Genomic DNA, 17,058 nt, shown 5'->3' on the forward strand with positions numbered 1-17,058 from the left:
CAACATGCTATAGCGCAGCTAACCCACCACACCGCAAATTTGGCGATGGGCACGTAACGCATCACATCAGCGAATCCATCCCGTCTCGCAGCTGCGGGTACGTTACCCCTCCCCCGGCGGCAGGCTCCCCTTCAGCGCAATCCACGCTGTCCTGGTATAGAAATCGAGCTCCCGATCCTCTGCCAGCCGTTCTAGCAGCAGCTTCATGTCATGCATGTCGCTCGGCGAGCTCAACGATCCGGTGTTGTCCCGCATCGCCAGCACGGCCACGGCCAGGGCCTTTTTAATGAGGTGTAGATCGCGCGGGGATTCAAGAATATCCATAGGGATAGCTTAGACCCAAACCGCGGCGTAAATAGGACTGAGGGCGGCACAAGATCGTATGCGCTTCACCCCGGGGCTCGCGCAATGGCCAGGTGGCAGAGTGGTCATGCAGCGGCCTGCAAAGCCGTGTACGCCGGTTAGGCTGCGCCCTTCACGCGTTATGCTCAGCGTACCGAACTGGGCAGGGGATTCACGCATGATCGCCACCAAGGGGCTTTTCCAAGAAGACGTCGATGCGCTGTTCCACATCGATTTTGGCGCCAAAGAGATTCCACTTGAATACGCTGGCAGGCTGTTGTCCAACGGCCTCGTCAAGCGCGCTGGGCCGCTGCACGGAGCTCGAGTGCCAGAGCTGGGAGACTTCTACATTGGCGTGTCCGATCTGGGCCGAACCTTCATGGCAGCTGTAAGGGAGAAGCTTGCGCCCCCTTACGTCGAACCTCGAAGCTAATCGCATCACGATTCCACCCTTTCGCGCCAAGCGACCATAGCTTCAGCGTTCGCTTCACGCAGCCCTTACCCCAAGACCATTGGGCCGAAGCTCTAAGCGAATACGTGATCGGCATACCAAATATTAGGGAGTCCACGCATGAACGACTATAAAAACGCCCGCATACTTCTCCGTGATGGCGAATACAACGGCATCGGCTACATGCTCACCGTATATGCAAGCAATGGCGCCACTAAGTTCAGCCTTGAAGAGGTCGCGATCGATGGTCTGCCGCCAATCAAAATACGAGAAGGCGCACGCTATAACTCTGCAGAAGCGGCATTTACTGCCGGGCATGAGAAGGCGCGTGAGACCATCTCTCACTGATGCCTTCTTTCGCCCGAATCAGATATTGCGACGCTGCTCGATCGCCCACTCGTCGACCTCTGATTTCTTCCATGACCGCGTCACTGGATTGGCCTTGGGGAAGTCCGGCCCGCATGCAACTCGCTCGAGGAAGCCGCGGCGATTCGGCTTGACCGCCGTGGTCACTATGCCCAGGAAGACTGCACACGCGTCTGCAGATAGCCAGCGATCGCTGGCCACCAACGCGGCGATCATGGTCAGGGTCCAATCGATATCGTTGCTCATGTCATGCGCTCCGGTTGCGATTAGGCCCCGGACGCTATCACCATGGCACCACTGAAGAGGATGGGGGCTCGGTCATGGATCACCTTGGAATGATCGGCATGGCTATGTGGTTCCGCCGGCACAGTGCGCCGATGCCGGACTGGTTGCAGCTGGTGTTCTTTGTGTTTGGTGTCGTAGCGCTGATATCGGCGGTGGTCGGAGGTTGGCGCAGCCTTCGACCTAAAGACCATGGTGCAGAGGCGCTCAAGCGGATTCACGAACGCCGTGCTGGTAAGCGGTAACCGTGGCACCATTTGCGCACTCAACGGGACAGGGGTGTCACGCATGAACGAGTTTCCAAGGCTACGCAAGCTCTTCGATTGGCCAACGTTGGTCGGATTCCTTGCTGGTGCAGCGACGATCATGTTCATCATCTATCCGCCGCAGGCAGGTTGGGGAGATAGGTTGAAGTGGGGTGATATATCGGGATGGGCACAAGCGATCGGATCGATCATCGCCATCGCCGGAGCTTTCGGAGTTGCGAATTGGCAGCACGAGCGAGCACGGGAACTGAAGGAAAAAGACGCTCGACTACTTGCCCGAGATCGTGCACTCGTGATCGTTCTGCCGTTGCGGCAATGGCGTGACAACTTTAGAGGCGTCAATGACGACGCTGAAAACAGTGAGGAGGAGAATACCAACCGGTTAGAGCAGCTAGATAACTGGCTTCGAAGCTACAGCACACCGAAAGCGATAAGAGAACTTATAGGTCGATATCATGAGCTTGGGTCAGCGGCGGAGCCTGTCCAGAACCTCGTTTTCCTACACGGGAACCTGATGGCCGATATAGGCGAACTGGAGCGCGTTCGACGTGGCGACTATTCAAACGATGAAGAAGACCAGCGAGTTTATGTCATGCATTTCACCTTACTCACAGAGCGTTTGGATCGCGCATTGAGTGCCGCTGTCGAAGCTGTCGTGGCACTGCTTAAATGACTTCATCCATCGTTAACGCCACCGATCTTCGCAGACAGGCATTGCACAAGCCGGCAAATATGTACCCCGTGGTAATCTCGCATCGCCAAATAGCCACCAACCAATAAGGGGGAATCTATGGAAGAGAACGACGAACTTTTGCATCTGGTTGCCAAAGTCATGGCTGTTGCGGCGACTACGGGCGAAGTCATGCAATCACTCATCGAGACACACCCGGATCCAGTCCAATTGCACCTGGCATGGCAGCGGCGAACCGCTGCAGCTGTCGATGGCGAGATGGATACACCGCCATTCAACGTCGATACCTACCGCGAGGCGTATTTAGAAAATATGCGTGGGATTTCGCAGTGCATTGCTCGCGCAGTTATGAAGCAGCAGGGTCTCGACTAGCTAGCGCACGGGATGTCTAGCAATGTGTTAAGCCCCCACTTGCCTGCAACTCGCAGCGGCTAGCTTCATTCGGCACTTGACTTCAGAGAAGCCCCGGCAGAAGATCACTATGTCGCCGCAAATTCGGCGACCAGGCGTGAGAACCTGATAGTTACAAGGCGCAACGGCGCCTATGGCGCTTTTTTTGTGCCCGTTGCGTCACGCCCTCCTTTCTATGGTGGGCGTGCAGGGCAGCCTTGTGCTGGCCGGTTACCTTGTACGCCGGTTTCTCACCCCTGCACGTCCGCCACCCTTACCTCTAAGGCTTGGGTGGCCTCTTCAGCGTTATTGCCAGAGGTGGATCATGACCATGAAACCGGAAATCAGTGCGCTTACCGAGATCGAACTTGCTATCGATGCGGACACTGCCCAGTGGGTGAAGACCCAACGCTCAGACGTAGTGTCGATTCCCGTTTGGGGCTTTGCCAACTCGCCGGAGGTAGAAGATCGCTGGCTGCGATCCAATATGGAACACTGCTTTCAGGCTGTGCGCCAGTTCATCAATGGCTACAACCTAACCTTCGAGCAAGAGCTCTATGTCTACAATCGCATCCCTTTAGGCAAAACTGCAGAAGACATTTCGCAGGAGCAACTGATCGCGCTCATTGAGGAGGCGCGTCATGTCTAAGAAGCCAGAAGATATCGCCGTAGTTGCTGCGAATTCTCCAATCAAGGCAAATACGAGGGTGGAGACCCTTTTCGATGATGACGTTGTCCTTAACAAAGAGGACATCGCCATAATTCGAAATGTCATTCTGATTGGCCTCGCCAGTTACGGCGAAGTGCAGAAAATGCTAAATCAGCAGCAGATTTTTGAGTCGCTAGGCCGCAAATGGCCCCTTCCTGACAGGGTTATGGACCCCACCGGGGACGCCGAAACAGTCTCAAAATTTGCGGATGCTCTTCGCACGATTCAGTTCATGTAGGTGCGCCGACATGACCGCGATGATCATCCCGTTTCCATCCGATCGCGCCCGCTCGACTCTGCACAGGGAAAGTGACGGTGAGCAGCTCAGCCCAATGGTGCTGCGGCTGCTTGCACTGATGAAGGAATGTGAAGAGAAGTACGGAACGCTGATGCCCCCGCCCTTCTCTGGAGACGGCCATGACAGAAAAGCGTTTGATAGATCTTAAAGAGGTCACCAGGCTGACCGGCCTTGGGCGTACAGCCGTCTATGAGCGCATGGCCAGCTCGACCTTCCCCCGGCCCGTAAAACTTGGCACCGCAAGTCGCTGGGTTCTGAGTGAAGTCGAAGCCTGGATCGACCAGAAGATCGGTGAACGCGACTTGGTGGGCGCGTGGCTTGCTAGAAAGCCTATTGGACCCTAGCCAAACAATGATCGCCTCTGCGGTACATTGCTCTCGTAATGCCGCGCCTAGGCTGATCCCCGAAAACCGGGCACCTTCCCCGGCTGGCGCGGTTCCTTCTTGAAGGGCGCTTGAAGGAGCGCACATGCCTGCTTACGTTCCCAATCCACATGCCCCGGGCAGCGTGATCGATGTAGTCAAGCTACAAGACGAAAATCCGCTAAAGGTCCTGGATCCGCTACTAATTCGTGAATGGATTAAGTGTGACACTTGGACAAGGCGAGAGGCGCTCATGTTGCTTGCCGGATACGATCCGAATGTTACGCGCTGGTCCGAAGCAGCTGAAGGTTTCGGTCAGTATTCAGCAGGAAACATAGGCTACCTAGACATGCTCTCCGAGGGCATGATTGCCCTTGCCAACGTCAGCTGGCGCCATCCTCGCTTCGAAGAAGCTCTTGAGCAGTTCCTTACGCTTGCTGACTACGCGCGCGGTGGCTCGCTCGACGAAAGGAAGACTCCAGCCGACTGGGTCGCCTGGGCAGCTAGCAAGGGTCTCACGCCCTACTGGCTGTCATGGGCCAAACGAACAGAAGTCATTGCTGATCCACACACTACAGAACGATCGGATCACCGGCCCCTTACATCAATAGGCTCAGTGGCCGGCTTTGAGCTGACATCGAGTCAACGGGTCCACAACGAGCAAAATGACACTGATCACCTCACCATATCCGTCATGCCGGGAAGCGTGCATCTGGAGGACGGACGGGTCTTCCGGTATCACTCAAGCAGCATCAGCACGGTTCTTCGACATGATCAGGAAAAAATCCGCGTATACATCGAAGACACGAAGCTCTCCGATACCGAGCAAAATGACACGTCCCATGTGCCCGATATCGCCATGAAGCCCAGTTGGCAGCTGGGCTCAGACGATGATGCCCACCAAGGTCGCGGGGTGTACCACGGCGGTCTAGTAGTTCTAGGTGTTATTGATGTTCCGATGCCCATTCGAGATAACACATCCGAGCATCACTCGAGACCACAGAGCCAACATCGCTATCAAGAAGAAGAAATCAAAAGAGCTCTTGTTGATCTCGGCATCGATCCAATGGCCTTGCCAGCGCGGAAACCCGGCAAACCTGGCGCCAAAAAAGCTACCCGGTCGAAGCTATCGTCTTTCTCCACCGTAGTCTTTAACAAAGCCTGGGAACGGCTACGGGCCAATGGCGAGATTTGCGATGAATAGGTCCTTGTCCCCCATTTTGGGGGACAAGGGGATACTTGCGGGGGAGGACATCTCCACTGATTGAATTCGTGTCACCCAATGAGAGGTGACACCATGCAAAGCAGTCCGGCACTTCCCGAAACCGGCTATCTCCGCCTCCCGCAGATCGTCGGAAAGGCCGCAACCAATACCGCTGCCGCGGTCCCGGCCCTGATTCCTGTAAGCCGCTCCACCTGGTGGGCCGGCGTCCGCACAGGACGCTTCCCCAAACCCGTCAAGCTCGGTAAGCGGATTACTGCCTGGAAGGTCGAAGAGATCCGCGCCTTGATCGAGCAGGTGGCCGCATGAGCCACCTACCCTGCAACTGGCTGGACCTCCTGCCGCAGCCATTTCAGTACTACTCCGCTCGTATCGAGATGCTCGGTCCCGCAGGCGCGAGTGGCATAGCACAAGGCAAATGCCCGCTTCATGCCGATGAAGGCACGTCGCTAAACGTGAATCTCAACACCGGGCACTGGCATTGCCGTCGCTGTGGCAGAGGCGTCATGCAGGAATTCCACCAACGCCTGACCGGCATGACGTGGACCGCTGCGGTCGACGATCTGATCGGGGTGACGAAGTGAACCGCCCTCTCCAAGACATCGACGATGACGTGCTGGCCGCCTGCCTCTGTATGAGCTCCCTGGCCGATCACGTCGCCGATAACGGTACGAGCAATGCCCAGATCTTGATCAACCTTGAGCGCGCCGCTGAAGGCTTTCGTGTGCTGATGATCGAACGCCGTGCGGTGGTGGCTGCCGGATGAGCTTCATGCTCCTCAACGCGACCTGGAAGGCACAGCTCCAGCCTATGGCGAAGCTGGTCCTTGCCTGCTTGGCCGATATGTCTAACGACGCCGGCGAATGCTACCCCTCCATCCTCATGCTGGTCGAACGATGCGGCATGAGCGATCGAGGCGTCCAGAAGCAGATCGCGTACCTCGAAAGCAGTGGATACCTCCACCGCGAGTTTCGGAATGGTAGATCGACCCTTTACACAGTTACCCCCGAACGCGGTTCACCCCAGGAACGAACCGAGTTCACCCCTGCCCCGAATGACATTCACCCCGAACAAGATTCACCCCCGCCCCCGAATACGGTTCACCCCTCCCCCGAACCACGTTCACCCTCCCCCGAACGTGGTTCACCCTTAACCACCACTCAACCACCACCTAATCACCAATTGAACCGTCAGAGACGCAACTCGACGACGGAAAGAGGAAGCCGGTTACCGGACAACTGGGCTCCGAGCACGGACTTGCTGCAGTGGGCGATGAAGGAAGTGCCTGGCCTCGACATCGAGACAGCCACCGCCGAGTTCGGTGACTTCTGGCGCGCAGTACCAGGTGCACGTGGCGTCAAGGTCGACTGGGAAGCCACATGGCGAAACGGGATGCGGCGTGCTTACCGAATCAACGGGCCGCCGAAGCACACCAGCAACAAGCCAGCCATTGCACAGCAATTCTCCCAGAAGACTTACAACGGAACCCCAGACGATGAACTCCCAGGCTTCTTCCGGAACTGACGTGATAGCACGCAACCAGATTCCGACCATGACGAAGATGTGTAAGGAACACGGTGAGTATCAATCGAAGTGTTTGGCAGTCTTCCCGGGGATCGAGCCGTTTTGTGACCCCATCTTCTCGGGCTGTCCAATTTGCGATGTAGATCGAAACGCAAGAAAAGAAGCGGAGATCCTGGCGCGTCAAGAGCGAGCCAGACAAGAAGCACAACAGAAAAAAATGGATCGGCTGTTCGACAACTGCGGCATCCCATCGCGGTTCTTTGATCGAACTTTCGAAACCTTCAAAGCAGAGACGCGAGAACAGGAACACGCCCTCACTGTAAGTCGTCGGCTAGTACAAAGCGTAGTCGACGAATCCGGCGCATCTGTGATCTTCACAGGGCGACCTGGCACTGGGAAAACGCATCTCGCATGCGCCGCGGCTCAGGAGACGATTCGAACACTTCGATCAGCAGTTTTCATCACGGTGTCTGGCGCACTCCGGAAGATCAAAGATACCTACCGACGCGACAGCGATATCAGTGAAAGCGAAGCGATTGAATCGTTTCTCTTCCCAGATCTCCTGATTCTCGACGAGGTTGGCGCGCAGAACGGCAGCGAGCACGAAAAAACGCTGATGTTCGAGATCATCAACGAGCGGTATCAAAACTGCCGATCCACGATTCTCATCAGCAACCTCACGATCCAGGAGATATCCCAGTTTCTCGGCGATCGAGTCATCGACCGGTTCCGCGAATCCGGTGCAGTCATTGCCTTTAACTGGGAAAGCTACCGCGGGAAGAAGGCTGCATAGCTAGGTCCCGCGACATTTAGACCACCCACAACAGAACTCAGGAGATCACCATGTATTTCGATCCGGAAGGCACCATCGATCAACGCAAGTTTCGACTGACTCAAATCAAGAGCCTCAGCCCCACGGCGCAGAAGATCGACTTCATGCGTATGGATCGCGCTACGTTCTCTGCGATTGAAGACGCTGCTTTGAAGGAAGCAAGAGCCAACGCGCGAAACTCTGGTCGCCTGTTTATGACCACGCATCGCGATCGAGGAGGCAGGCTCGTTGAGGAGTTCGAGGGGGATATCTCTGCAGCGTTCGGGCCCTTCATGGATCGCGGATATCGGGCAAAGCTCAACAAGGAACCAGGTGCCCGTGAGGAGAGCGTCAAGCTTCGCCCCGGCCAGCGCATCCAGGTCGTGGGCTGAGGAGGTTGTCCATGTACCTAACCAATCACGGCTCGCCGAACAAGCACGTGCAGCGCTTCAAGCATCCGTACTACCCGAGAATTCATCTGAAGACTCGCTCAAAGAGCCGTCGTCAGCGTCGACGCTTCTGACACCAGTTTGCTTTGGCGCTCGCGTCGCTGACGCCAGCACGGGCCCTCTCCTCCCGTGAAGACGCGGGCGCCACCTTTCTAACCATTCAAAGGCCCAAACTATGGCAACCAAGTCAGTTATTAAGATCGATATTGATGACAAGCAGTTCAAGGAGTTTTATGCGCTGTACCAGGAGTACGAGGAACGGCTTGCGCATGCGCCGGAGGAATGGAAGAAGATCGACGATGTTGCTGGTGAAACGCACGCAAAATTTGCTGCGGCTGCAGGACTGATGTCCGATGCCATGCTCAATGCCACGCGCTATGCCCGGGAACTCAGCGAGTCGATGCGCGACGCGATTGATGCACAGAAGGAATTCGGCGATCAATCCGAGCGTAGCGAATCAAAGATGAAGGGCATCGCGAAACACGCCAAGGAGGTCGGTGAATCGATCTTTGGAATCGGCAAGTTCCTCATGAAGACCACCGGATGGGGCGCCGGGCTCTTTGCTGGCGCCACCTTCGGCATGAACAAGCTCGCAGAGAGCGCCGTCGGCAACCAGCGCAGCGCGCTCGGTCTCGGCATGACCACAGGTCAGTATCGGGCCTTTGACACCGACCTGGGTCGCTACCTCAATCCAGGCATTCTGAACTCCGTTGCCGATGCCCAGAACAGCTATACGAAACGCGCGTGGCTGTCGATGGCCACAGGCATGCAAACGTCACAGCTTACGGGAATGGACCCGGGAGCCATCGCTGCCCAGCTTGCCCTCAAGGGGCATGACTGGTGGGCCAGCACGCCGGCCTCCATGCATACCGAGGAGCAGCTACGCGGGACGGGCTTTTCGCAATCTGGATTGACATTGGAAGACATGCGCCGGCTTGGCGCCACCCCGCGGTCACAGCTCGAAGTGGCTCAAGCTCAATACCGCATGGACAGCCAGGCCCTGAACATCGGTGCGTCGCCGACAAATGCGATGTACGACTTCATGCGTCAGGTGACGCTCGCCGGGCAGAAGCTGGAGACCTCGCTGACGGATAAGCTATCTGTGCTGGCACCGTCTCTCGGATCGTTTGTCAGTAACCTCGAAAAGGATGCAGAGGTGCTGATCAACGGCGTCCTCACTGAGAAAAACCTCAAAGCCATTCAGGGCGGCATAGAGACATTCTCTCAGTACCTTGGCTCTAAGGAATTCCGGGAGAACGCTGCGCAGTTCATCGACTCAATAAAGTCGCTCGCCGATACGGTCGTCAAAGTCGCAAAATGGCTACAACCCGATAACTACTCGTATATGGACCTAACTCTCCATCCGGAGAAGTATCACAACGTCACGCTTCCAACGGGGGCCGTTGTCCCGGTCTTGAATGACGATCCGAATGCACACCCGAGCATGAAGAATGGCATCTCCAAGACCGTTCGAAAGAACGATATCGCTGCAGCGGCACAAGCCATTGCTGGCAGACCTGATGCCAAGGATGTGGCGGCAAAGCTTGGCTACCTCGAGCACAAATACAATCTCCCCGACGGCTTGCTCTCCGCCACCATGCATGTGGAATCGCGTGGGAAACTAAGCGAAATATCGAAAAAGGGCGCGCAAGGACCGTTCCAGCTTGAGCCCGGGACAGCCAAGCAATACGGAGTGACAAATCCCTTTGACTTTGGCCAAAGCGCGGAAGGCGCTGCTCATTTCTATTCCGATCTCTTCAAGAAATACGGAAGCAACCGGGATCAGATGAAGCTCGCGCTGGCCGGATACAACTGGGGACCGGGGAATGTTGACGCTGATCTGGCTGCAAGAGCAAAAGGAGGCGGAAATTGGGACGATCCAAACCATCTGCCGGCCGAGACGTTGAATCAGATTCGACAGATCCTTGAGAGGATGAGCAGAAACCAAGGGAGCATGAGTCTGACGATCGACAATCGCGCCGGCGCAAACGTGGCTGTCTCTTCCAATGCTGCGAGGCTGTGACATGACTAGGCACAGCACCCCGCGCACAAACGCGACCCCAGGGAAAGCGAAAGACACCTTGACAGATTTTGAGGAGCGGCTTCTCACTTTCGAGTCCAAATTGCCCCCAAAGCCGCGCGAACAGATGCTGCGAGTAGCGGCGGCGTTCTTAACAGTGGCCCATACCGCCAAGGGGCGCCAGTTGAAGGAGGCAAAAAAACTATGGGCACGCCTCCATTCCAAGCCCGGGCTGATCGACGAACTGCGCAAGCGCGGCTTGATCAAGGGTGAGCTGAAGGCACCTTGAGGGGCGACAGGCGTGTGTTATTGATGCGGATACATCCGGTTTGAAAAACAATCCCAGGCGATGCGGCGCCAAGACCCGGAGAGGCGTTCCCTGCCCCTCCCCGGCCATGCCTAACGGTCGGTGCCGCATGCATGGCGGGACGAACCCAGGAGCTCCTATGGGGAACATCAACGCAGTGAAACACGGTATCTATCGAGCGCACCTTACGGACGAGGAGCGCGAACTCTATGACGCCCTGTCATTGGGCCAGGTCGACGAAGAATTGCGCCTAGCCAGGATCCGGCTCGATCGCACCCTCAGGGCAGAAAAAGAGAAGCCCGATACCGGTACCGATTACGCCGGCATCATCGATCGGCAGCTCGGGCGCATTGAAGCGCTGGAGCTGACACGCGTGCGGCTCCGGGGACCGAACGTTGATGAGCTACCCCAATTGATCGACCCCAACCCAGACGTTTAATGGCTAAACATCAAAATCCGATAGCCAACGTCCGGGAACATGGGCGCTCCTCCTTCGGACTTCCGCAAGCACTACCCTGGAAACGCCGCATTGATTCGCTCGCCTAGCTCCCAATAGGTGCCATAGCAAGCCCTCAGGGAAGGCGAAGCCATTATCGGGATTGTAGTAATCGGATGAACTCTCACCGCATAGAGGACATCTGGCGCGATCTCCCAGTGACATACCTGTCCGGCTATCTTCGGCGAAAAATGGCTCTGCAATGTCCAGAATTTTCTTCATCGCAGCTTCAAACCAGTCGTAAGCCTCCCTCAGATCAGCCGGGGTTGGCATGGGTTCGAATATCTGCCGTGCGCGCGGATCAATAAGCTGAAAGACTGCCTGTCGAGCAAAGAAAAGGTCGTTTTCGAGTTCGCGCACACGTTCTTCTAGCGAATCGATAGTTGTGGACGGTGAACGCTTGGGCATCGGGCTCTCAGTCCATTGGGCGATGACAGGCTGCATCCTAAGATACGGAGCTGGCCAATGTCATCGATCGTCTGGAGTTCTCAAGGCCTATTGAGCCCCTCCCAAGGAACTTAATTGTCGGATCTAGGACAACTCGATAGAAACTCTTGGCTCCCATAGTCCGGGATATGCTTGGCGGCCCGCATGTCCGCCGGCGTGGCGATCGCGGCAGTCACCCGGCGTATCGCCTCCTCCGCGTTCTCAGAGTTCCTGTAAGCCTGCCCTTGCGGTCCATAGGCGTACTCGGCGACTAGTTGGTCCGCGGTTCGATCGACCGACCATCCGGACGCCAGAAGCGATTTGGCTTGCACCGCAACCTTCCAAAGGAAGGTGCATGCCTGCAGCTTGGCGCTGTACTCAATGCTTGCCTGCTGTTGCTCGTCTCGCGCCTCCTCATAGGTAACCCTCGTACGCTCGACCGTGGCCCTATCGATCCATAGCACCTTCAAGGGCACGTTCCCGCCGGGGTCTTGGAAGCTGACAATCCCGTCCTGAGCTGTCCCATCTTGAAAGTGAGCCGTCGCATAGCAGCTCATAGAGGCCGTTCCATCCACCGCGTTTCCAGGAAGACCCAGCGCAGCAAGATCTGGGAAGCGCACCTCGCCGGTCCCGCTCAGCGATGCAACGGGCTGCCTGAAGCCGCGTGTCTGACCCACCGATCCGTTGATCCAGGACATTGGACCTTTGGTGTTGAGGAAGCCGGTAGCACAGGGAGCAGAGGCAGGGCTGCCAGGCGACCGGAGATAATCTGGCAAGGCCAAGCAGCCTGAGAGGCCGGCAATTGAGAGTGCGACGAACAGGCGCAAAAGTGCCTTCATAGTCGTTGTCCAGTGAGTAGAGGCGCTGGCAGGTAGGCAGCGCCTTCAGGGGGTAACTTTGGGGGTAACTCAATTCAACGAAATCATGGAAGCCTTACGTATCAAGGCTTACGAAGAAGAGTTAGATAGCCGCCACCCCAATACCGGCCGTCTATGTGATTGACTCACTTAGGCGGCTTTTTTGTGTCGGTCCGGAATGATCTTTCCCAGTACCGATCATTGCCATCCCTTTGCCATGAACCGGCGGCAATGTTTCCTCGATCCAGCCAGGGAGCACCTCCGTGTCCTCCACACTTCCTCCTTCAAAGCGCATGAGTGGCGCTCCCATCAGACAATGGGATGGGGCGATGCCTATCCTCATGTCCGTCACCGTATTACTGATGATCGTCGTTGAGCTTTTTAGAAACGGCTTGCATGCACCACGCCACGACGAAGGGACATCTGACCACATCGCGATCATGCTGATGTTTGGGCAAATACCGATCATGTTCTGGTTTGTGGCTGCGCGGCGGCACTCGGTCAGCGCCATCCTGCCTACGCTCGTGATCCAGCTGAGTCTGTGGGCTATCACATTTGCGTTAGCAGTAGCCCTCACCTGAGCGCTACGCCAAGATTCGCGGTTACATCGCGGCTTGTCGCTTCTACAAGCTAGCTGTGCCTACCTGAGTTTGCAGGAGCGACTTCAGTCGCGACCATCTCCTCGCAGCGCCTCCATGGGCGCGGATGAAAAACTCGGCATCTCATGAGCATCGTTCGCTCGAATTTCAACATCCGTACGCATCGCTGGATCGGCCGTCAAAAGCCCAAGCATGTCGTTCCACGTGGTGCCATCGAAAAGCCCCGTGTCGACGCGGACGTGAGGATCGGGAGCCCGATACGTATGCAGGAGCACATCAATCCATGGAAAAACACCGGCGAAGTTCGCCTCTCCATATTGCTGATCTCGATTGTGATGCCAGCGATGCTGAAGCGGGCTGACCAGCATAGTCGACCACCGTCCGTAGTGAACACGCACATCGGCGTGAATCCAAAACTGCAACGCTATCAATAGCGGCCCCGCCACCAGCGCAGTGCTTGATGACAACCGAAACAGGAGCAACATGGGAAAAAGAATCAACATTGACTGAAACACGCTTTCCAGGACGTGCTGACGCGCATAAGTAGTCGCATTCATGGCTGGGTCGGAATGGTGGACGGCATGAAAGCGCCACAACCACGCGAACTTGTGCTGAGCCCGATGAAACGCGTAATAAGCCAGATCGTGAAGCACGATCCACAACAAGGCCCCCACCACAGCTGCCCCGGGATACCCGCGGTCCAATACGATAGGAAATCGAACGGGATGGACAACTTTCTGGACAAGAGCGAACAGAACCAAAAGCAGGACCTGACAGACACCCATGGCCAGGATCACCCAGGCGCCAGCCGCCAGATTCAAGCGCCGATCAGCCCATCGCGCCGAAGACCCCGCCATGCGTTCGGCCCCCATAGCCGCCACGCAAGCCAATGACCATGGCATAAGTGGCGTGAGCGCGAGCAATTGTCCTATAGGTGTCGAAGTCATCGAATCCATTCCGTTTATTCAAATGTGGCACGTAACATTAAGCGGCTGCATGCCTGCTATCGACGTAACATTCCCACTAAAAGCAGGCTCTTTGCGCGTGCGATTCCCACCACGGCGATGCTTATGAGCACAACGCCAGCCACAAAAAGCAGACGATCGCCGATAGCCTGATAAAGCAGCACACCCACTACCCCACCGCCCAGGAAAGACAACACCGTTTGCGTATGCAAGCGCAGGCGCGATTTGTATTGCGCGGCCTCGGACGATTCTTCTTTTCCCCTGGCGATATCGAAAAGCATGCTCAGTTCGATGCCGATATCGGTAGACATACCAGAGACGTGTGTCGTGCGAACGCGGGCATTGGATATATGCGTGACAACCGCGTTCTGAAGTCCCATCAAATAACTCAGGCCGAGAATCAATACAGGGCCTTTCTGCAGGGACGGAATCCAAAGTTCGACCAGCCCTAGCGCGATGAGCAAGACGCCTTCGATCAGAATGGTTACCGCATAGATGCCGAGAACCTGCCTGCGCCGACCGGCATTGATCAACAAGGTCGAGCTGGAGGCGCCCAGTACGAAGATCACCACGATCAGCAGATAGAAAATGCCGGTGAGCCACTCGCCACGCGCGGCATGGTCGGACAGCGATGAAACATTGCCGGTCATATTGGCCGAGAAGAATCCCACCGCGTAAAACGCGGCGGTGTTGAGTGCCCCGGCTACCGCCGCCAAGGTACATGCCAGCCTGCGGTCTGTGGCGTCAGTCCGCGAACTCCCCTGTCGAATGAGCATGATCGATTCTTGAGTGAAATGGCGGCTTCAAGCATAGCTAGAAATCCGCCGTCGCAAAGCCTCCCGCCCCTAACCTGGGCCCATAACCCCATAGCCGCGTGCCATCGCTGCAGCAAAAGCTAGCAGCAACGGAAACAATGCGACTTCCGCCCAGAGAAAGCGTCGTATGGAAGCGACCTGTGACTGGCTGGGTGCTTGCCCACTCTTGCGCCACCGCGCAAATGCGATCGTCGGTGGTGCCGATAGCACACCGATCAACCCGAAGGTGGCGATCTTTGCCCAGAAAAAGGCGTTGTGCGAATAGTAGGGCCAGCCTTTGGCGGTGTAGATGGCTCGGCTGAAGCCCACTACAAGAATCAGTACCGCCAGGACGCCATACCAGACATCGATCGCCGCCACGGGGCGAACACCGGCCTGGTCCATGCTTTGTTTGACCAGGACAAGCTCAGCGGCGAGCACGCCAAACAAGCCGAAGATCAACAGGTGGTGAGCTATGGCGGCAGCAAGATCGAGCATCGCGCGTTCCTCCCATCGGATGGCGCATATCTAACATGGATGCGCCACCCGATAGAGTGCCTGTCGTCCTGCCATTGAACAGGCCAAGCGAGGCTTCACGCTGCCGATAGCTTCAGCGCAACTGAAGCGCCGTCAGCCCGCGCCAGGTTCGTCAGCCACTGATCCGTTGCCCAGGGCAGCTTCGCCGCTGACTAGCTCTTTCCATCCGACGGATACGCCGTTGCGGCGTCCCTTCTGGGTCAGGCGCAGACCATCGGGGTCGATCAGCAAAGTGTATTCCGTGCCATCGATAACGATGGCGCGACGTAACGGCTTGTCCAGGGGTGTCATGGCGATGTGTCCTCCGCTGAGTGTCCCGGGCCGAAGCGGCCTCGAGGGCCATCAGAGCACACGGAACCGTTATGCAAACGCGGGGTATTCATCACGAAATGGTGATGACGCGGGTCGCGATTAACGTTTTAGCGCGATTTTCTTCCAAAATGCGAGTAACTCGCATCATTTCACGACGGGCGAATTCTTGCGCCCGCCGTGGGCGGCCGATCCCATTTCAATGAATACGGTCTTCGTGTCGGGCTGGCGGCATGCCATCGACATAGAAATCGAGGGCAACCACCGAACCCTGCTTGTCACGAATCACCTTGATGTAATCGGTACCATCGTCGGGATAGAAAAGTACGTCATCGCGCGCGACCGCCAATAAACGCTTCGGGCCGCCATCGCGCTGGATGATCAACTTGCTGCCATCAACGGACAACACGTGCTTGCCGGTCTTGTCGATACGGTAAGTGCCACGCAGCGCCCGCAGATATTTGCTACCCGCCTTGATGGGTTCGAGATCCGCGTATGGCTTGTCGATCGCCAGCGCCCCCAGCCGGTGCGCCAGGGCACGTGGATTGGGCGAACCGGCATCCGTATTGGCGAGTACGACCACGGTAATGTGCTGCTTCGGGAAATAAATCAGTTGGGATGAAAACCCCTCGATCCCGCCATTGTGTTCGACCACCGCTTCGCCGCGAACGGTGCCCAGCATCAGGCCATAGCCATAGTTCACGGGTGTTCCGTCGTCGGTAGCCTTGCTGCTCGACATGGTCTGGTACAAGCCGACAGGCATGGCCCTGTCCGTCGCCAGCGCGCGCATCCAGCGAAACAGATCGTCGGCTGTGGAGACCAACGCACCGGCGGCGCCAGGGCCGGTGATCGTGACGTAGGACGGCAACACCACGTGGCCGTCGCCGTCCCGGCTATAACCGGTCACCAGGTCGGGAACGACCGCGCTGTCCGCATAAAAACCGGTGCGCGCGAGCCCCAGGGGAATCGCAAACTCCGTGTGGATCACGTCACTCCACGAATGCCCAGTGACTTTCTCGATGATGGCACCCAGCAACAGGTAGCCCGAATTGCTATAAGCCCATGCCTGGCCCGGCGCAAAATCCGGCGCTTGCGCGGCGATATGCTTGACCAGGGTCGCTGTGTCGAGCGGCTTGGCCGGATCGACGTCCCAGTTATCGCTGATGCCCGCCGTGTGGTCCAACAGTTGGGCCACCGTGATATGCGCGCCATTGGGGAAATCGGGCAGGAATTTCGACAGCGTGTCGCTCAGCGCCAACTTCCCTTGCGCGCTCAATTTCAGCACGGTCGCCGCGGTAAATGTCTTGGTGATGCTGCCGATGCGGAAAACATGCTGTGCCGACAGCGGCACGCCCAGAGCGAGATTCGCCTCGCCGCGAGCACCGCGATAAATAACCTGGTCATCGCGCGCGATCAATACGCTGGCGCCAGGGCCATCGGACGCTATGCCGGCATCGAGCATCGCGTCGGCTTTGTGCACCAATGTCGCGTCATCAACGGCATCGGCCAGAACATACAGCGGGAACGCGCCAAGCATGAAACCGAGTAACCACTTCGTCATTCGCAACTCCGTCCTGATTCTCTT

Annotated in this window: 29 protein-coding genes and 1 pseudogene; 21 read left to right on the forward strand and 9 right to left on the reverse strand. The window is 57.0% G+C overall.

The annotated features are described in order from the left end of the window. Positions 1 to 102: 102 nt before the first annotated feature. A complete protein-coding gene (locus tag ACZ6WW_RS15570; protein WP_465275001.1) occupies positions 103 to 324 on the reverse strand; it encodes a hypothetical protein in 222 nt (73 codons plus the stop codon). A 196-nt stretch (positions 325 to 520) separates the two neighbouring features. Between ACZ6WW_RS15570 and ACZ6WW_RS15575 the strand changes: the two genes are divergently transcribed. Beyond that, on the forward strand, positions 521 to 775 hold the full coding sequence (locus ACZ6WW_RS15575; RefSeq protein ID WP_465275002.1) for a hypothetical protein: 255 nt from the start codon (positions 521 to 523) through the stop codon (positions 773 to 775). A gap of 138 nt (positions 776 to 913) precedes the next feature. Further along, a complete protein-coding gene (locus tag ACZ6WW_RS15580; protein WP_465275003.1) occupies positions 914 to 1,141 on the forward strand; it encodes a hypothetical protein in 228 nt (75 codons plus the stop codon). A gap of 18 nt (positions 1,142 to 1,159) precedes the next feature. Here ACZ6WW_RS15580 and ACZ6WW_RS15585 read toward each other — a convergent pair whose 3' ends face one another. After that, positions 1,160 to 1,405: a hypothetical protein gene (locus tag ACZ6WW_RS15585; protein ID WP_465275004.1), complete on the reverse strand. Its 246-nt coding sequence runs from the start codon at positions 1,403 to 1,405 to the stop codon at positions 1,160 to 1,162. Between the two features lie 74 nt (positions 1,406 to 1,479). Between ACZ6WW_RS15585 and ACZ6WW_RS15590 the strand changes: the two genes are divergently transcribed. The 18 genes and pseudogenes from ACZ6WW_RS15590 to ACZ6WW_RS15675 all read left to right on the forward strand — a co-directional run bounded on the left by ACZ6WW_RS15590 (position 1,480) and on the right by ACZ6WW_RS15675 (position 10,929). Further along, the gene (locus ACZ6WW_RS15590; protein WP_465275005.1) at positions 1,480 to 1,686 is read left to right on the forward strand and encodes a hypothetical protein; all 207 of its coding nucleotides are present in this window, start codon (positions 1,480 to 1,482) and stop codon (positions 1,684 to 1,686) included. A 43-nt stretch (positions 1,687 to 1,729) separates the two neighbouring features. Then, positions 1,730 to 2,380, forward strand: a complete 651-nt coding sequence (locus ACZ6WW_RS15595) for a hypothetical protein (RefSeq protein ID WP_465275006.1) — start codon at positions 1,730 to 1,732, stop codon at positions 2,378 to 2,380. 117 nt (positions 2,381 to 2,497) lie between these two features. Then, on the forward strand, positions 2,498 to 2,770 hold the full coding sequence (locus ACZ6WW_RS15600; protein ID WP_465275007.1) for a hypothetical protein: 273 nt from the start codon (positions 2,498 to 2,500) through the stop codon (positions 2,768 to 2,770). Positions 2,771 to 3,119: 349 nt separating this feature from the next. Then, positions 3,120 to 3,437 carry a hypothetical protein gene (locus ACZ6WW_RS15605; RefSeq protein ID WP_465275008.1) on the forward strand — a complete coding sequence of 106 codons (318 nt, stop codon included), beginning with the start codon at positions 3,120 to 3,122 and terminating at the stop codon, positions 3,435 to 3,437. Continuing rightward, on the forward strand, positions 3,430 to 3,735 hold the full coding sequence (locus ACZ6WW_RS15610) for a hypothetical protein (RefSeq protein ID WP_465275009.1): 306 nt from the start codon (positions 3,430 to 3,432) through the stop codon (positions 3,733 to 3,735). The genes ACZ6WW_RS15605 and ACZ6WW_RS15610 overlap by 8 nt, the downstream gene beginning before the upstream one ends. A gap of 10 nt (positions 3,736 to 3,745) precedes the next feature. Then, positions 3,746 to 3,943: a hypothetical protein gene (locus ACZ6WW_RS15615; RefSeq protein ID WP_465275010.1), complete on the forward strand. Its 198-nt coding sequence runs from the start codon at positions 3,746 to 3,748 to the stop codon at positions 3,941 to 3,943. Next, entirely contained in the window at positions 3,915 to 4,139 is a 225-nt protein-coding gene (locus tag ACZ6WW_RS15620) for a helix-turn-helix transcriptional regulator (protein WP_465275011.1), read from the forward strand. The genes ACZ6WW_RS15615 and ACZ6WW_RS15620 overlap by 29 nt, the downstream gene beginning before the upstream one ends. A 124-nt stretch (positions 4,140 to 4,263) precedes the next feature. Beyond that, entirely contained in the window at positions 4,264 to 5,361 is a 1,098-nt protein-coding gene (locus tag ACZ6WW_RS15625; RefSeq protein WP_465275012.1) for a hypothetical protein, read from the forward strand. Between the two features lie 93 nt (positions 5,362 to 5,454). Further along, on the forward strand, positions 5,455 to 5,688 hold the full coding sequence (locus tag ACZ6WW_RS15630; protein WP_465275013.1) for a helix-turn-helix transcriptional regulator: 234 nt from the start codon (positions 5,455 to 5,457) through the stop codon (positions 5,686 to 5,688). Beyond that, the gene (locus ACZ6WW_RS15635; RefSeq protein WP_465275014.1) at positions 5,685 to 5,963 is read left to right on the forward strand and encodes a CHC2 zinc finger domain-containing protein; all 279 of its coding nucleotides are present in this window, start codon (positions 5,685 to 5,687) and stop codon (positions 5,961 to 5,963) included. Before ACZ6WW_RS15630 ends, ACZ6WW_RS15635 begins: the two co-directional genes overlap by 4 nt. Continuing rightward, a complete protein-coding gene (locus tag ACZ6WW_RS15640; protein WP_465275015.1) occupies positions 5,960 to 6,145 on the forward strand; it encodes a hypothetical protein in 186 nt (61 codons plus the stop codon). The genes ACZ6WW_RS15635 and ACZ6WW_RS15640 overlap by 4 nt, the downstream gene beginning before the upstream one ends. Then, complete coding sequence (locus ACZ6WW_RS15645; RefSeq protein ID WP_465275016.1) at positions 6,142 to 6,903, forward strand: helix-turn-helix domain-containing protein; 762 nt, start codon at positions 6,142 to 6,144, stop codon at positions 6,901 to 6,903. The genes ACZ6WW_RS15640 and ACZ6WW_RS15645 overlap by 4 nt, the downstream gene beginning before the upstream one ends. Beyond that, on the forward strand, positions 6,875 to 7,696 hold the full coding sequence (locus tag ACZ6WW_RS15650; protein WP_465275017.1) for an ATP-binding protein: 822 nt from the start codon (positions 6,875 to 6,877) through the stop codon (positions 7,694 to 7,696). Before ACZ6WW_RS15645 ends, ACZ6WW_RS15650 begins: the two co-directional genes overlap by 29 nt. Positions 7,697 to 7,746: 50 nt before the next feature. After that, on the forward strand, positions 7,747 to 8,106 hold the full coding sequence (locus ACZ6WW_RS15655) for a hypothetical protein (protein WP_465275018.1): 360 nt from the start codon (positions 7,747 to 7,749) through the stop codon (positions 8,104 to 8,106). Positions 8,107 to 8,338: 232 nt separating this feature from the next. Beyond that, positions 8,339 to 10,186, forward strand: coding sequence for a lytic transglycosylase domain-containing protein (locus tag ACZ6WW_RS15660; protein ID WP_465275019.1), 1,848 nt, complete (start codon positions 8,339 to 8,341; stop codon positions 10,184 to 10,186). A 58-nt stretch (positions 10,187 to 10,244) separates the two neighbouring features. Continuing rightward, entirely contained in the window at positions 10,245 to 10,472 is a 228-nt protein-coding gene (locus tag ACZ6WW_RS15665; protein WP_465275020.1) for a hypothetical protein, read from the forward strand. Between the two features lie 40 nt (positions 10,473 to 10,512). After that, positions 10,513 to 10,614: pseudogene (locus ACZ6WW_RS15670) on the forward strand (HGGxSTG domain-containing protein); the annotation flags it as partial. A 15-nt stretch (positions 10,615 to 10,629) separates the two neighbouring features. After that, positions 10,630 to 10,929, forward strand: coding sequence for a hypothetical protein (locus ACZ6WW_RS15675; protein ID WP_465275176.1), 300 nt, complete (start codon positions 10,630 to 10,632; stop codon positions 10,927 to 10,929). A gap of 3 nt (positions 10,930 to 10,932) precedes the next feature. Here the strand turns inward: ACZ6WW_RS15675 and ACZ6WW_RS15680 are convergent, their stop codons facing one another. Next, entirely contained in the window at positions 10,933 to 11,394 is a 462-nt protein-coding gene (locus ACZ6WW_RS15680; RefSeq protein ID WP_465275021.1) for a hypothetical protein, read from the reverse strand. A gap of 110 nt (positions 11,395 to 11,504) precedes the next feature. Then, the gene (locus tag ACZ6WW_RS15685) at positions 11,505 to 12,110 is read right to left on the reverse strand and encodes a hypothetical protein (RefSeq protein WP_465275022.1); all 606 of its coding nucleotides are present in this window, start codon (positions 12,108 to 12,110) and stop codon (positions 11,505 to 11,507) included. A gap of 422 nt (positions 12,111 to 12,532) precedes the next feature. Between ACZ6WW_RS15685 and ACZ6WW_RS15690 the strand changes: the two genes are divergently transcribed. Continuing rightward, the gene (locus tag ACZ6WW_RS15690; protein WP_465275023.1) at positions 12,533 to 12,850 is read left to right on the forward strand and encodes a hypothetical protein; all 318 of its coding nucleotides are present in this window, start codon (positions 12,533 to 12,535) and stop codon (positions 12,848 to 12,850) included. Between the two features lie 83 nt (positions 12,851 to 12,933). Here the strand turns inward: ACZ6WW_RS15690 and ACZ6WW_RS15695 are convergent, their stop codons facing one another. The 5 genes from ACZ6WW_RS15695 to ACZ6WW_RS15715 form a co-directional block, all read right to left on the reverse strand. Then, positions 12,934 to 13,815 (reverse strand): sterol desaturase family protein, encoded by an 882-nt coding sequence (locus tag ACZ6WW_RS15695; protein WP_465275024.1) that lies wholly within the window; start codon positions 13,813 to 13,815, stop codon positions 12,934 to 12,936. 56 nt (positions 13,816 to 13,871) lie between these two features. Then, on the reverse strand, positions 13,872 to 14,609 hold the full coding sequence (locus ACZ6WW_RS15700) for a YoaK family protein (RefSeq protein WP_465275025.1): 738 nt from the start codon (positions 14,607 to 14,609) through the stop codon (positions 13,872 to 13,874). A gap of 69 nt (positions 14,610 to 14,678) precedes the next feature. Continuing rightward, positions 14,679 to 15,125 (reverse strand): DUF2214 family protein, encoded by a 447-nt coding sequence (locus ACZ6WW_RS15705; protein WP_465275026.1) that lies wholly within the window; start codon positions 15,123 to 15,125, stop codon positions 14,679 to 14,681. Between the two features lie 132 nt (positions 15,126 to 15,257). Continuing rightward, the gene (locus ACZ6WW_RS15710; protein WP_281849114.1) at positions 15,258 to 15,455 is read right to left on the reverse strand and encodes a hypothetical protein; all 198 of its coding nucleotides are present in this window, start codon (positions 15,453 to 15,455) and stop codon (positions 15,258 to 15,260) included. Positions 15,456 to 15,672: 217 nt separating this feature from the next. Continuing rightward, positions 15,673 to 17,034: a serine hydrolase domain-containing protein gene (locus tag ACZ6WW_RS15715; protein WP_465275027.1), complete on the reverse strand. Its 1,362-nt coding sequence runs from the start codon at positions 17,032 to 17,034 to the stop codon at positions 15,673 to 15,675. Positions 17,035 to 17,058: the final 24 nt, after the last annotated feature.

The organism is Dyella sp. NPDC103356 (assembly GCF_055584465.1).

Bases quoted from the DNA above. Each gene is read 5' to 3' on its own strand.
- ACZ6WW_RS15635 (WP_465275014.1), top strand. From the start codon at position 5,685: ATGAGCCACCTACCCTGCAACTGGCTGGACCTCCTGCCGCAGCCATTT.
- ACZ6WW_RS15625 (WP_465275012.1), top strand. From the start codon at position 4,264: ATGCCTGCTTACGTTCCCAATCCACATGCCCCGGGCAGCGTGATCGAT.
- ACZ6WW_RS15575 (WP_465275002.1), top strand. From the start codon at position 521: ATGATCGCCACCAAGGGGCTTTTCCAAGAAGACGTCGATGCGCTGTTC.
- ACZ6WW_RS15655 (WP_465275018.1), top strand. From the start codon at position 7,747: ATGTATTTCGATCCGGAAGGCACCATCGATCAACGCAAGTTTCGACTG.
- ACZ6WW_RS15605 (WP_465275008.1), top strand. From the start codon at position 3,120: ATGAAACCGGAAATCAGTGCGCTTACCGAGATCGAACTTGCTATCGAT.
- ACZ6WW_RS15585 (WP_465275004.1), bottom strand. From the start codon at position 1,405: ATGAGCAACGATATCGATTGGACCCTGACCATGATCGCCGCGTTGGTG.
- ACZ6WW_RS15660 (WP_465275019.1), top strand. From the start codon at position 8,339: ATGGCAACCAAGTCAGTTATTAAGATCGATATTGATGACAAGCAGTTC.
- ACZ6WW_RS15695 (WP_465275024.1), bottom strand. From the start codon at position 13,815: ATGACTTCGACACCTATAGGACAATTGCTCGCGCTCACGCCACTTATG.
- ACZ6WW_RS15700 (WP_465275025.1), bottom strand. From the start codon at position 14,609: ATGCTCATTCGACAGGGGAGTTCGCGGACTGACGCCACAGACCGCAGG.
- ACZ6WW_RS15680 (WP_465275021.1), bottom strand. From the start codon at position 11,394: ATGCCCAAGCGTTCACCGTCCACAACTATCGATTCGCTAGAAGAACGT.
- ACZ6WW_RS15705 (WP_465275026.1), bottom strand. From the start codon at position 15,125: ATGCTCGATCTTGCTGCCGCCATAGCTCACCACCTGTTGATCTTCGGC.
- ACZ6WW_RS15620 (WP_465275011.1), top strand. From the start codon at position 3,915: ATGACAGAAAAGCGTTTGATAGATCTTAAAGAGGTCACCAGGCTGACC.
- ACZ6WW_RS15595 (WP_465275006.1), top strand. From the start codon at position 1,730: ATGAACGAGTTTCCAAGGCTACGCAAGCTCTTCGATTGGCCAACGTTG.
- ACZ6WW_RS15645 (WP_465275016.1), top strand. From the start codon at position 6,142: ATGAGCTTCATGCTCCTCAACGCGACCTGGAAGGCACAGCTCCAGCCT.
- ACZ6WW_RS15615 (WP_465275010.1), top strand. From the start codon at position 3,746: ATGACCGCGATGATCATCCCGTTTCCATCCGATCGCGCCCGCTCGACT.
- ACZ6WW_RS15610 (WP_465275009.1), top strand. From the start codon at position 3,430: ATGTCTAAGAAGCCAGAAGATATCGCCGTAGTTGCTGCGAATTCTCCA.
- ACZ6WW_RS15600 (WP_465275007.1), top strand. From the start codon at position 2,498: ATGGAAGAGAACGACGAACTTTTGCATCTGGTTGCCAAAGTCATGGCT.
- ACZ6WW_RS15630 (WP_465275013.1), top strand. From the start codon at position 5,455: ATGCAAAGCAGTCCGGCACTTCCCGAAACCGGCTATCTCCGCCTCCCG.
- ACZ6WW_RS15580 (WP_465275003.1), top strand. From the start codon at position 914: ATGAACGACTATAAAAACGCCCGCATACTTCTCCGTGATGGCGAATAC.
- ACZ6WW_RS15590 (WP_465275005.1), top strand. From the start codon at position 1,480: ATGGATCACCTTGGAATGATCGGCATGGCTATGTGGTTCCGCCGGCAC.
- ACZ6WW_RS15715 (WP_465275027.1), bottom strand. From the start codon at position 17,034: ATGACGAAGTGGTTACTCGGTTTCATGCTTGGCGCGTTCCCGCTGTAT.
- ACZ6WW_RS15675 (WP_465275176.1), top strand. From the start codon at position 10,630: ATGGGGAACATCAACGCAGTGAAACACGGTATCTATCGAGCGCACCTT.
- ACZ6WW_RS15685 (WP_465275022.1), bottom strand. From the start codon at position 12,110: ATGTCCTGGATCAACGGATCGGTGGGTCAGACACGCGGCTTCAGGCAG.
- ACZ6WW_RS15570 (WP_465275001.1), bottom strand. From the start codon at position 324: ATGGATATTCTTGAATCCCCGCGCGATCTACACCTCATTAAAAAGGCC.
- ACZ6WW_RS15650 (WP_465275017.1), top strand. From the start codon at position 6,875: ATGAACTCCCAGGCTTCTTCCGGAACTGACGTGATAGCACGCAACCAG.
- ACZ6WW_RS15710 (WP_281849114.1), bottom strand. From the start codon at position 15,455: ATGACACCCCTGGACAAGCCGTTACGTCGCGCCATCGTTATCGATGGC.